The sequence below is a fragment of the Streptomyces sp. NPDC021093 genome (assembly GCF_044333135.1).
Lineage (GTDB): Bacteria > Actinomycetota > Actinomycetes > Streptomycetales > Streptomycetaceae > Streptomyces.
The window spans coordinates 149,581-162,005 of the sequence record NZ_JBIRQJ010000002.1 but is presented as its reverse complement, the minus strand read 5'-3'; the positions used below and the strand labels follow the sequence as shown (position 1 = coordinate 162,005).

The 12,425-nt window shown below is 68.4% G+C and carries 6 protein-coding genes; 2 read left to right on the top strand and 4 right to left on the bottom strand.

Features of this window, described 5'->3' with window-relative positions:
* Positions 1-24 precede the first annotated feature (24 nt).
* Together ACH4SP_RS05880 and ACH4SP_RS05875 are read left to right on the top strand one after the other, a co-directional pair.
* Complete coding sequence (locus ACH4SP_RS05880; protein WP_398409834.1) at positions 25-1,395, top strand: FAD-binding oxidoreductase; 1,371 nt, start codon at positions 25-27, stop codon at positions 1,393-1,395.
* A gap of 95 nt (positions 1,396-1,490) precedes the next feature.
* Positions 1,491-3,020 carry a helix-turn-helix domain-containing protein gene (locus ACH4SP_RS05875; RefSeq protein WP_398409830.1) on the top strand — a complete coding sequence of 510 codons (1,530 nt, stop codon included), beginning with the start codon at positions 1,491-1,493 and terminating at the stop codon, positions 3,018-3,020.
* A gap of 396 nt (positions 3,021-3,416) precedes the next feature.
* Here the strand turns inward: ACH4SP_RS05875 and ACH4SP_RS05870 are convergent, their stop codons facing one another.
* The 4 genes from ACH4SP_RS05870 to ACH4SP_RS05855 are packed head-to-tail and all read right to left on the bottom strand — an operon-like array spanning position 3,417 to position 12,423.
* Positions 3,417-6,179 carry a pPIWI_RE module domain-containing protein gene (locus ACH4SP_RS05870; protein WP_398409828.1) on the bottom strand — a complete coding sequence of 921 codons (2,763 nt, stop codon included), beginning with the start codon at positions 6,177-6,179 and terminating at the stop codon, positions 3,417-3,419.
* Between the two features lie 31 nt (positions 6,180-6,210).
* Positions 6,211-9,723, bottom strand: coding sequence for a hypothetical protein (locus ACH4SP_RS05865; RefSeq protein ID WP_398409825.1), 3,513 nt, complete (start codon positions 9,721-9,723; stop codon positions 6,211-6,213).
* The gene (locus tag ACH4SP_RS05860) at positions 9,716-10,861 is read right to left on the bottom strand and encodes a hypothetical protein (protein WP_398411739.1); all 1,146 of its coding nucleotides are present in this window, start codon (positions 10,859-10,861) and stop codon (positions 9,716-9,718) included. The genes ACH4SP_RS05865 and ACH4SP_RS05860 overlap by 8 nt, the downstream gene beginning before the upstream one ends.
* The gene (locus ACH4SP_RS05855; RefSeq protein WP_398409821.1) at positions 10,858-12,423 is read right to left on the bottom strand and encodes a PD-(D/E)XK nuclease family protein; all 1,566 of its coding nucleotides are present in this window, start codon (positions 12,421-12,423) and stop codon (positions 10,858-10,860) included. Before ACH4SP_RS05855 ends, ACH4SP_RS05860 begins: the two co-directional genes overlap by 4 nt.
* Between the last annotated feature and the right edge of the window lie 2 nt (positions 12,424-12,425).

The following is a 12,425-nucleotide window of genomic DNA, read 5'->3' as shown; positions in this document are numbered from 1 at the left end:
AACGACTTGAGGAGCAGCACAGTGGTGAGCAAGGACTTCCCGGCCGTCGAGGGTTCCGTGTTCCGTCCCGGTGACGAGGGGTACGACACGGAACTCGCCGGTTTCCAGACCGCCTACGGGCACCGGCCGGCCGTGGTCGTCGCGGCGCGCGGCGCCGAGGACGTACGGGCCGCCGTGAGGTACGCACGCGAGCACGGCCTCCCGGTCGCCGTGCAGGCCACCGGGCACGGGCTGTCCGTGGCGAACGAGGGCGGGGTCGTCGTCAGCACGCGGGCCATGACCGGGGTGCGCATCGACGCACGGGCCCGCACCGCGCGGATCGAGGCGGGGGTGCGGTGGCAGCAGGTCGTCGAGGCGGCGGCGCGGTTCGGACTGGCGCCGTTGAGCGGATCCTTTCCGGGGGTCGGCGCGGTGTCGTACACCCTCGGTGGCGGCATCGGGATCCTCGCCCGGGAGTTCGGCTTCGCGTCCGACCGACTGTGGGCGGCCGAACTGGTCACCGCCGACGGGGAGTTGAGGCGGGTGGATGGAGCGAGCGATCCCGACCTCTTCTGGGCGCTGCGCGGCGCCGGGCACAACTTCGGGGTGGTGACCGCGATCGAGGTGGGCCTGGTGCCGGTCGAGCGGGTCTACGGCGGCGGGCTGCTCTTCGACGGGGAGCACGCGGAAGCGCTGATGCGGACGTGGGCCGCGTGGACGAGGACCGTGCCGGAGACACTGAGTTCGTCGATCGGTTTCATCGCGTACCCGGACCTGCCGATGCTCCCCGACGAACTGCGCGGACGGTACGTCGCCCAGGTCACGGTCGCCTTCAACGGCCCGGCCGAGGAGGGCGAGCGGCTGGTCGCACCCCTGCGCGCGGTCGCGGCCCCGCTCAAGGACGGTCTCCGCGAGCTGCCGTACACCGACAGCGGTGAGATCTACAACGACCCGCCCTTCCCGCACGCGTACAGCGCGACGAACGTGCTGGTCGACAGCCTCGACGAGGACGCGCTGGCCGCCGTGGTCAAGGCGAGCGGGCCCGAAGCGGACATCATGTGCGTCCTCGGCGTGCGGCACCTCGGGGGCGCGCTGGCTCGGACACCGGCGGACGGCGGGGGTGCGGTCGGCCACCGGGACGCCTCGTACCTTGTGCACCTCATCACACCGGTCGACGGGAACGCGGCACTGGCGAAGGCCCGTTCCGTGCAGGAGGACCTGCGGGCGGCGCTCGCCGCGCAAACGCTGGGCAGGGCGCTGCCCCTCGAGTTCGGGGACGGCGAGCGGGCATCGGAAGCGCAGACCAGGAGCGGTTACGAGGCCGCGGACTACGAGCGGCTGGCACGGCTGAAGGGCCGACTGGACCCCGGCAACCTCTTCCGGCACAACCGCAACATCGCACCGGCGACGGACTGAAGGCCGGTGGGCCGACCTGACGGTTCGGCAGGTCCGTCACCCCTCTGGACCAGTCGAGTGAGTTCTCATCTCATATCTGAGATAACCTTCCGCCCATGGCAGACGACTACCTCGTACGCATCGGCAAGCTCATCCGTGACGCCCGTCAGCACCGGGGCTGGACCCAGACGCAGCTCGCGGACGCGCTCGGCACCAGCCAGAGCGCGGTGAACCGGATCGAGCGCGGCAATCAAAACATCAGCCTTGAGATGATCGCCCGAATCGGTGAAGCCCTCGACAGTGAGATCGTGTCGCTGGGGTACTCGGGTCCGATGCATCTGCGAGTGGTCGGCGGCCGTCGCCTGTCCGGCGCCATCGACGTGAAGACCAGCAAGAACGCGTGCGTGGCGCTGCTCTGCGCCACCCTCCTCAACAAGGGCCGCACGGTCCTGCGGAAGGTGGCGCGGATCGAGGAGGTGTACCGCCTCCTGGAGGTACTGAGCTCGATCGGCGTCCGTACGCGCTGGATCAACGGCGGCAAGGACCTGGAGATCGTCCCGCCGGCCGAGCTGGACATGGCGTCGATGGACGCGGACGCGGCCCGCCGCACCCGCTCCATCATCATGTTCCTGGGCCCGCTGCTGCACCGCATGGACCGCTTCAGGCTGCCGTACGCGGGCGGCTGCGACCTCGGTACGCGCACGATCGAGCCGCACATGATCGCGCTGCGCCGGTTCGGTCTGGACATCACGGCCACCGAGGGCATCTACCACGCCGAGGTCGAGAAGTCGGCGGGCCCGGACCGCCCGATCGTACTGACCGAACGCGGCGACACGGTGACCGAGAACGCGCTGCTGGCCGCCGCCAGGTACGACGGCACGACCGTCATCCGCAACGCGTCCTCCAACTACATGGTCCAGGACCTGTGCTTCTTCCTCGAAGCCCTGGGCGTCAAGGTCGAGGGCGTCGGCACCACCACCCTCACCGTGCACGGCGTGCCGGAGATCGACGTCGATGTCGACTACTCCCCCTCCGAGGACCCGGTCGAGGCGATGAGCCTGCTGGCCGCGGCCGTCGTCACCGAGTCCGAGCTGACGATCCGTCGCGTCCCGATCGAGTTCCTGGAGATCGAGCTGGCGGTACTGGAGGAGATGGGTCTCGACCACGACCGCTCCGCCGAGTACAGCGCGGACAACGGCCGTACCCGGCTGGTGGACCTGACCGTGCGCCCCTCCAAGCTGGAAGCGCCGATCGACAAGATCCACCCGATGCCCTTCCCGGGCCTCAACATCGACAACGTCCCCTTCTTCGCGGCGATCGCGGCCACGGCCCAGGGCCAGACCCTCATCCACGACTGGGTCTACGACAACCGCGCGATCTACCTCACCGACCTCAACAGGCTCGGCGGGCGCCTCCAACTCCTCGACCCGCACCGGGTGTTGGTCGAGGGCCCGACCCGCTGGCGCGCCGCCGAGATGATGTGCCCGCCCGCGCTGCGGCCGGCCGTGGTCGTCCTGCTCGCCATGATGGCAGCCGAGGGCACGTCCGTACTGCGCAACGTGTATGTGATCAACCGAGGTTACGAGGACCTGGCGGAGCGGCTGAACTCGGTGGGCGCGCAGATCGAGATCTTCCGGGACATCTGAGATCCTGCTTGAATGGCATCACCACACCCCTCCTGACCTGCGCAAATACGAGGTGAGGTGGGGTGTGACGGAGCCCCTGGGACTTTTCTGGGACTTTGAACCACGAGCGACGGCTCACGAACCACGCTCTCCACATGATGAGTCATCGGGAGCATGTCACCCAGATAACCTCAGAGGCAACCACAGTTCCGGTGCGGTCCTCGTCTGCTTCTGGCGGACATCAGGCCGCTAGAGCATCAGACGGGCGTCACGGCAGAGATGGCAATGGCGCGTGGCACTCCCGTAAAAGGAGCCCCCCCCCCGCATCATGGCCACGTTCGGCCGTGCCCCTCACCGGAGGGACAGTGACTGCTGCCAGCCTCGTTCATTAAGGTGCCCCATACAGGCGGCGCTCGCTCATGAAGCGGATGACGTTTCTCCCTCCTCCGTCGTTCTAGCCACCGGAAGTACGTACTGGCCAGCGCGGCGCGCCAAGTGCAGCGGCAGGGGCCGGCTCAGTGGTGGGTAGTCGTCGTGGTAGCGCAACTGGTGCGTGAGCGTCGCCCACTCCACCGGCCGGTCAGGTTGCTCCCCTTCGCGCCCGGAGTCCGCCAGCGCCTTCTCCGACAGGCAGCCGAGCACAGTGATCTCCAGCTGCCCCGGGTTCCAGGCAGTTTTCCCTGGTGCTGCCCGGCCCTGAACCGTGGGTGCCAACTTCATGAGTCCCTTCGGTAGTTTCGCCACCGTGTGCGGCGTCGAGGCCGTACTCGCGAAGACACGGCTCTCTGACTGCGCCATCCCCCACACCCCCTCGGCGAAGCCAACCCTGCCATTGGCATCGTGGGCGTACCACTCCGCTACTTCTTCCCTCCCATTGGCATTCCGTACGAGCACCACCCGCAGGTCGTCGCCGTAGAGCGTGTGACGCTGAGCGGATTCGGCGCCGAAGCCGAGCATGTCGCGGTGCAGCTCACCATTGCGGAGGCCGGGCCAGCACTGGCGAAGATTGCCGGTGTCCGCCATCAGGAGCGTCGGACGGTCACGGATATGGAAGAGCAGTGCCCGGATCTGCCGCTCGGTCTCCCGCTGCCTCTGCTGCTCTACACCGATGCGGGCAGCGGGCCGAAGATCTTTCCGGTCGGCCTCGCCGTCGCCATGGCCTCCCGTCACCTTCTCCCTTTCCGCCGCCGGGTCCACTGCCTGGGAGAGCAGCAACAGCAACTTCGGGTACGGCACCCATTCGGCGCGCTCGGCGTCCCACCCCTCGACAATGCCTGGCCCGTCCCCGGGACGGACTCGCACCGCGACCAGTTGGCGGACGGGGCACCTCGTGGGCCCTTTCCTGGTGTGGCGTACGAACCAGAGCGCCACGTATTGGAGGTCGCCGGGAACTCCTGCTCCCACCCGGTGAGCGGGCGGGCTGATCGCACCGAGCTGCCGGAAGGTATCCAGCCAGGTCCACTTGGCCCGGTGCTCCAGGCCGCCGTCGGTGTCGTCGGGAAGGTTGACGAACTGGCTCAGCCGGCCCTGCCGCGCCCAGGCTATGCGCAGCGCGTGCTTGGGGTCGGAGTCAGGGACGGCGGCGAATCGCTCCCTGCCTGCGATCTCCGCGATCACGACTCCGACCCCGTCACGTCGCGGGACCATCTGGTCCGCCACGAGACGACAGCGCCCTTCGACGGCTTCGGCCAGCCGGACAGCCCGGGTGCTCCTACGCTCACGGGAGACCGGCAGGGCTTCGGCCAGGGGCCCCGCGGGCCGTGCTCGTACATACATCTCGACCCCCTCGCCCCACCACCGCCAGGTGTCGTCCTCGGGCGGCCCCACGCGCTCCCCAGGAGGAAAGCCGACCAGTTTCGGCAGTTCCGCGAGCAGTGCGGCGCGAGTCTCCGAGGACTGCCAGAAGACATCGATCTCCAGGGGGCAGCCGTTCAGTGCGCGCGCCAGCGCCGCCCGCCGTTGCAAAGCCAACTGCGCTTCTCGGACGCCCGGCCCCCGCTCGGTGCCTGAACGGGGAAGCAGCGAGGGGGTGTTGCTTCGGGTAACCCGCGTGAGGTCGGGGACCCAGGTCAGTACGGGGCGCAATCCTTCCTCGACCCAGGCGTCCAGATCCGCCCGCTCCCGCGGCATCAGCCCCGGCCCGACCTGGTGGGGGCCGATCGACGGGTGGTAAACGATGCCGGCGGCTACGTCCCCGGACCCGTTGATCCAGCGTTCCGGCTGGGTGAAGAGTTCGGCGGGTTGCGGGTAGTTGCGAACGATGTCCAACTCGGGCATGAGAGGCGCGGGGCTGTGGTGGCGCCAGGCCAGTTCCTTCAGCCGTCGGTCGTAGCCAAGGGTGTTCGCCATCAGTCGGTGGCCCCGGTCCGGCCCCTCCGGCCATGGCAACGGAACATCGAGCAGGACCGTAGCACCACCGAGCTGGTGGGGACGTACGTCCAGCTTGGTGGCCCAGCGGCGCACCTGGGTGGAGACGTGGACGCGGAACCGTGGGGCGAACGGCACTGTGTGGACGGTGATGTTGAGGCAGGCCGAGTAGTACCAGGTCTGCCGCCGGCTCTCGTACCGCTGGGGCGGCCAAGAGACGAGTCGCGCACCGTTGCCCGAGCTCTCTACGCGGAAGTGGAGTGTGTTGCCCCCGGTACGGAACGTCCGGGCGGCCAGCCGGAAGGCGACCCACTCGGGCAGCAGGTTGTAGAGCCGTGCGGCAGGTTCGGCGGTTCCGCCCGCCGACGTCACGGTCTCGGTGAGGTCGATCGGTTCGGTCACCCAATGTGGCAGCTGGACAGCCTCGGCCGGGTCGACGGAGCGGAGCCTCTCCTCCAGGTCGGCACCTTCGGTGTCTTCCTCCTCCTCGTATGTGCCCGCAGCCCAGGTGCCGATCACCGGGGCCAGCACCTCAGGCGGGACAACTTCCCTCGCGTAGAGCCACGGCAGGCGGCCGTCTGTTCCGGCGTTGCGGCCCGTCGCGATGACACCAGGGGCCATCGCCTGGAGCAGGGAGTTGAGCCTGCGTACGGGGAGTCGGTCGGGGCGTACGGAGCCTTTGCCGGCCTCGGCTTGCATCCTGATGAGTTCGGCGTGCAGCTCCTCTCCTAGCCGTAGCACCTTCATCTCCTCCCGCCACGGTCCTTGGAGCGGGTCGGGTTCGTAGGCCGCGAAGCGAATGGTGCGATACACGAATTGCCTCCTGAAAGCTGGAGTTAGGCGCTTAAGGGTGAGCAGGAACCGGAGCAGGGTCGAGCAGGCGCGTGAGCATGCGCCGGAGCGGGTCGTACAGGGAGCGGGCGATGAACTGCTCCTCCGCGCTCTTCGTATCGCCGTCGAAGTACGGTTCCAGTACGGCGAGCACGCTGTGCAGCAGGCTGGACTCGGGGGTGTCGGCTCGCGAGGGTACGGCGGCGCGGTTCGGGGCGAAGGCGGCGTCGACGAAGACCACACGGGCGGGTACGCCGCCGCGCACCAACCGACCGATCACCTGCCACATCAGGACCAGCATGTCCCAGGTGACTTGCTCCCTCACCTTGTCACCGAGGCGGCTCCACGCCATCGAGCGGTCAAGCACCTGGTACCAGTACGAGCGCGCGAGGCGCCGGACCTCGTTGGCGAATTCCTCGACCGAGGAATGTCCCTGAGCCCAGGCGTCGAAGTCGCCACCGGTGACAGCGCGGACGATCCAGTCGTTGACGGCGTGGACGGCCAGGGACAGATCTTCGGGGTGAGGGTTGGGCCGTGCCAGGAAGTAGACCGTGCCGATGGCGGCTTCGTCGTCTTTGTTGAGAATGTTGTGGCCCCGCTCCACGGCAAGCAACGGCGCCACGAGGATGTCCGCCCCGAGGTCCTTCAGATGTTCGACATCGCCCCGGCGCAGTGACCGGGCGCGGTAGGCGGAGGGCGCCTCGTCCTCCGGGTCGATCTCCTCGTCGTCGGAGACCAGGCACAGCACCTTGCTGCGCCAGCGGGCATTCAGGTTGTGCAGAGTGTCGGCCACGATGCGCGCCTCGGCGTAGCTGCCGACCAGTAGGAGGATCTGGTCGCGTCCTACGGGTAGGTCGAGGAACTCGCGCTGCAGTGGGCCGCCTTCGGGGGCGTCGTACTCTCCGGCGCCGAGGTAGGTGGCAATGCGACGCAGCTTCTCGGGGCGATCGTCCGGGTGGGTTCCGGACAGACGCAGCTTCTCGTCGCCATCATCGATGAACTCGAAGCGCATCGAGCTTTCGTTCGCGATGCGTTCGGTCACCTCCGGCTGTGGCTCGATGATCACTCCGACCGGGACACAGACGTGGTAGCGGCTGGACGCACCCGCCCAGCTGCTGCCGGACATGAGTAGCAGATGGGCGCCGGGCCTGTTGTCGACGGAGGCGAGGTGCGGTACGGCGCGCAACAGCTCACGTCCGACGCCGCTGCAGCGGAAAAAGGTCAGCTCGCCGCTGCGGATTCCGCCGTCGTCCTCGCCCGCGACCCGGAACTGGAAGCCGAGCACATTTCCCATGGGGGCCTCGGGCACCATCGGGCCGTAGTCGAGCGGCCGACGGTACATCGTGTTGTAGCGCAGGCTGAGAGCGGCCTCGACCCGGGGCCACATGGCATTGATCATGGCGAGCCGAGGTTCCAGAGCGCTGAGCAGCAAGGTGAATTCGAAGCGTTCGGCGAGCTTCTGCCGCCACTGCCCGGGGGTCTGGGGAGGTGGTTTGGGCTTCCGGCGGCGCCCGCGCTTCTTCTGCTGTTCTTCCTCCTCGCGCTGCCACTCGTCGTACTTCTCCTTGTACTCCCGCTGGCGGTCAGCCATGTGCTGCTGATCGATGTGGAAGACCTCGTCCATGACTTCGGCCAGGCGGCGCCGCGTGTTTTCCGGGTTGCCGGTGTGCAGCAGTTCGTTGAGGAGGGAGGTGAGTCGGCTGAAGTCCTCGTCCGTTCTGCGACGGCGGTCACCGAAGGGATTGTCGCGAAAGGCGTCGAAGAGTTTGCCGAGGTCCTGTCTCGGAGCGTGGTTCCGGTGTTCCGGCCCGCTTCCTTCGGGGATTGCATAGCGTTCGTCGAGCAGTCCGATCTGAAGCGTCCAGGCGCTGAAGTAGCCCGTCCGCACCCAGTTGCGCAGCTCATATCCGGCGACGAGCATCGCGTACAGCCGGTCGGTGGCCAATCCGGCGGTGGTGAGGGCAGCAACGAAGGTTTCGACGTCCCGTTCGGAGAGCTGGGTACGTCCGCTCGCCGCGAGTTCCCGGATCTTGTGTCGGCTCAACTGGTCGATGAGGCCTTTGTCCTCGTCACTGGCGAGGACGACGGCGGGTGCGAAGATCTGGTCGAGCTGCATCTGCACGCGGTCGGCCTCGTCGATGACCACGAGGTCACTGCGGCGGCAGGCGAGTTCGAGGTATCGGATGCGCTCGGGGTTCTGTGGACGTGGCACCGAGGCGTCGATCAGTCCGGCCGGCGTGGCCACCCAGATCAGGGCCCCGACCAGAGTGCGGGCTCCGTGGTGCCGGGGGCAGACGGACCAGTACGGGCAGCTCGTCGTTCCCTTTTGCCATTCGGAAGCCTTTCCGCCGCCCTTGTGGTGCCGTGCATCCGACGGCGGCCGAAGCCTGGAGCAGGGCGCCTCACCGAAGGCGAGCGGTTCGGTGGACGAACTGACCCCCTGCCGCCTGATGTTGAGCACGCAGGAGGTCCCCAGATAGGCGAAGGCGGGCTCGTCATGGGCGAGCAGCCGGTGCTCGCCCCGGCCTGCCAGTCGGCGGTGCAGCCGCTGCGCATGCCGTTCCCTCCCGGTGAAGCCGAGTACGGGTGCGGCGGCGCCGTCGGTGTAGAAATCGTAGAGACGTACGAGTTTCAGTACCTCCGCGACATCGGTAACCACGATGGTGGTGCGCTTGCCGAGCTTGGCGAGATGGACGGCGATGATGTCGCGCAGCGTGCTCTTGCCCGCGCCGACAATGCCAAGGAGGTGCTGGATACCGTCGACAGTGAACGTGAAGTCCTCGTTCTTGTCGGCTCTGTGGAACGTGCCGTTCTCCTTGGTGGACAGGTCGAAGGCCCGCAGCCGTTCCAGCCAGCGCGGTGCCCTTTCTCCGCCAGCGCGGGCGTACACGGCGTCCATCTCTGCCGCAGTGCGCTCCAGGCTCTTCCTGGTGAAGACCAAAGGTTCGCCGCCACCGGCCGGTTCCACGTTCATGTCGTGGGCGACGAGGGGGGTGTGGGGGACGCGCGGCAGGTCGACGACGGCCGTGGTGCGGCTGACCGAGAAGGCGTGCGGTCCCTGACCCGCGACCGTCATGCGTGTGCCCGCCAGAGGCGGCGCGGCACGCAGCAGTTGTTCGTAGACGGAGAAGCGGTCGCTGGCGACGGAGAGTTCGCGGCGAGTGGCGGGCGACTCAGTGTCCGGTACGTCGTAGCCGCGCACCCTGGGATCGAACAGCTGATAACTCTCCAACGCCTCACACCAGGTACGGCTCCTGCGCAGCGTCCACAGTGAGTAGCGGGCGACGCGCAGCGTCTGCTTGGCGTCCGGTGGAAGTGGCGCTCCGTACGCCCCGGCGAACCCGTACCCGCTGAACAGAACCCAGGCACTGCCCGCGGGGCGGCCCGGCATCAGCTTCTGCTGGAGGTACAGGCCGAGTTCTACTTGGCAGAAGGCTTCCAGAATGTTCTTGTTGGGCGCGGACGGCCCCAAGAACGCCTGGAGTGCATCGAGTACGTCGGTCAGGGGTGGGATAATGCTACGCATCTCCCTTCTCCTCTCTGCGTGTTCGTACCAGGTCGGGCACGAGGTCCACGGGCGTGGTGAGCATCAACCGGTTTCGCAGAAGCGCAGGCAGGGTGTCGGTGAACGCCTCCCGGTAACCGTCCCGCCCGGCGAGCGTGACAGGAACCACGACGAGGGTGCGGTCCGCGAGGGGTGCACGGTCGGTGAGATGTGCGGCGAGGAGGGACGGCTGCAGGCGGTCGTACACCTCGATATCTACGACTCCGGGGCCGGTGTCCCCCAGCCGGTAGGCAGACAGGGGCCCCGACAGGGCCTCGTGGTCAATCCCAGCGTGATGCAGTGCGTCCCGGGCGGCCTCTTCGGTCCGATGCGGCAGCGCGAGGAACGTCCGCAGTGATCGCTGGAGGATCCATGCCTGCTCCGGCTCACGGATCAGTTCCGGAGGATCGTCACGCGGGCATTCCTCCCCCTCGCACCAGAAGTCCGCAGCGGCGGCGGACGGTCCGAGTACGGGCACTTTCCCATCCCGGGACAGGGCGGGGAGCCCACACGAAGGACAGCGCAGGAAGACGCCGTCGACGAGCAGGAATTCGGGCAGTGGCCCGTAGAGCTCCTTGACCCGGCTCCAGACGGCCTTGCTCCAGCTGGGCCCGAAGCGGTCCTGCTGATGGACCACGGGGTGGCGCGCCAGGAACTTCCGGCACTGCCGATAGCGCTCGGCCGTTCCGCACCGCGCTTCCAGGTCTCCCAGAAGGGCGCGGGCATGAGCCGCCACGCCCCCATCCGAACCGTGGGAGGCGACTTCGAGGCACGACCGGGTCGGCATCCGACCAATCGGGTGCACCAGGGTTGTGTCCGGGGTGATCAGGGCAGCGGGAACCGCGAAGAGCCGGTCATCAGCCGGCCTGGTCCGGCACCACTCCCACAGCTCCGGAAGACTCCGCGGTGGAGTCTCCCCCGCAGCAAGACAGTGCCCCACCGTGCGGTCCAGCGCCTGCTGGGCAAAGCGGGGGTAGGGCAGGGCGAACGACCGGAGGCCCTGAATCTCGGCGAGAGCCGCCACCATGCAGGCGAGCTCGCGGAAGAGTTCGCTGCCTCCTCCCTCGGGCGCTTCTCCCCTGCCCGGCCGGTCGGTCCGGCGGGCCGCGCCCGCCCTCATGCCACGGCCCCGGGCATGGGTGATGCCGAGCACCAGCGGGCCACCTCACACCGCTCGCAGGAGCGTCCGGGCGCCGCCTCGTAGTGATCGTCCCCGTACCAGTCGGTCACCATCCCCCGCAGGACTTCCTCCGCAGCGGTTCGGTTGGCAAGGGCGAAAGGGTCGATGATCTCCAGGTCGGCACCGCCGGGGCGCAACACCTCCAGCTCGACCCGGGCGCGGGACGGGGTGCCGCCCAAGTCACCTCGGGCTATCAGTACGACCGCCAGGGCCAGTTGGGGGTAGAGCTCCAGCAGCGGGCGGTTGGAACGCCGCTCGTTGGCGGAGGTCTTGGTCTCGCGCCACACCCATGAGTCGCCGTCCCGGTAGAGCAGGTCGGGTGCTGCGATCACCACCACGTCGGCGGCAGTGTCGTGCCGCACCACCCGGGGCTCGGTGCGCAGGTCTGTTCCGTCCCTGACATACCTGAGAGGGCAGACCGAGACGTGCCGACGCAATAGCAGGGCGCCGAGGGCGCGTTCGTGGTCGGGCAGATCGAATCCATCCGTCACCCAATCCCCGGGGACCTCGGCCGTGCACGGTCGAGGCGATCCGTGGCCGTGCCGGTCGGCGAGATAGGCGTGCACTGCCCGGCCGCGCTCAGCCGTCACCTCGCGTTCGACGGAGTCCGCCTTGGGCAGGTGCAGGCGACGCATGTGGTCGCGGGCAGGGCAGGCCCGGTAGTTGCGTCCGTTGGTGACCGACCAGGTGCGACGGGGACGGCCCCGCGCCTCGACGCCCAGCAGTCCGGGCGCCGCCCGCAGGGCTGGGCAGACCGACAGGTAGGGGCACTCTCCACAGGCGGAACCAGGGCGGTACTCCCGTCCGTCCAGTACGGCGGTCAAGGCATCGGGACCGTGCTCGCGGTACCGAGCGACCGCCTGCGCCCGGCTGCCGGCGAAGAGCTCCCGAGTACGACCGTCGAACAGCGCGAACTCCACGATCCGTACGTGCTCCGGGGGCGGCCCGGGAGCGCCCTCGGCCAGCACCAGGGCGACTGCGGCGGTAAACCCGTCGGGCGGCAGGTCCCGGTTCAGGCGGTGCACGGGCAGCCTGATTTCGCGGTAGGAACCGTCGGCGGAGGCCAGGCAGCGGCCCCACACAGTGAAGCGGTACTCCTGAGTGTTCCGGAGGGCGGGGCCGGAGGGCCGGTAGCGGTACGTCCAAGGGTCGGGAACCTCAGTCAAGGGGCGTTCCGGAGCGATGGGAAAAGCCGCTTCGTACGTCTTCACGCCATGGTCCGACCAGGTCTTCAGACCGTCGTGCGGCGGCGCGCTACGTGTCCGGAGCGGGCTGCCGGAGGGCCGGAAGCGGGCGTCGCAGGCAGCCATGAAAGGGCCGAGCGCGAAGTGCTCCAACTGTTCGCGGCGTCGCCGTACGGGGCTGGCGGTGTGGTAGCCGCGGGCCTTGAGCGCGTCGGAGGCGGGGCACCGGAACTCCCCTCCTTTGAACATACCGGCGGATACCGTGATGACTTCGGAGGTGCGGGTCACCCCGTCGGGGGGCAGCCATGGCTGTGACATTT

What these genes read in the sequence shown, in the direction of transcription:
- ACH4SP_RS05855 (WP_398409821.1), bottom strand. Translation starts at nt 12,423, where the DNA reads ATGTCACAGCCATGGCTGCCCCCCGACGGGGTGACCCGCACCTCCGAA.
- ACH4SP_RS05860 (WP_398411739.1), bottom strand. Translation starts at nt 10,861, where the DNA reads ATGAGGGCGGGCGCGGCCCGCCGGACCGACCGGCCGGGCAGGGGAGAA.
- ACH4SP_RS05875 (WP_398409830.1), top strand. Translation starts at nt 1,491, where the DNA reads ATGGCAGACGACTACCTCGTACGCATCGGCAAGCTCATCCGTGACGCC.
- ACH4SP_RS05865 (WP_398409825.1), bottom strand. Translation starts at nt 9,723, where the DNA reads ATGCGTAGCATTATCCCACCCCTGACCGACGTACTCGATGCACTCCAG.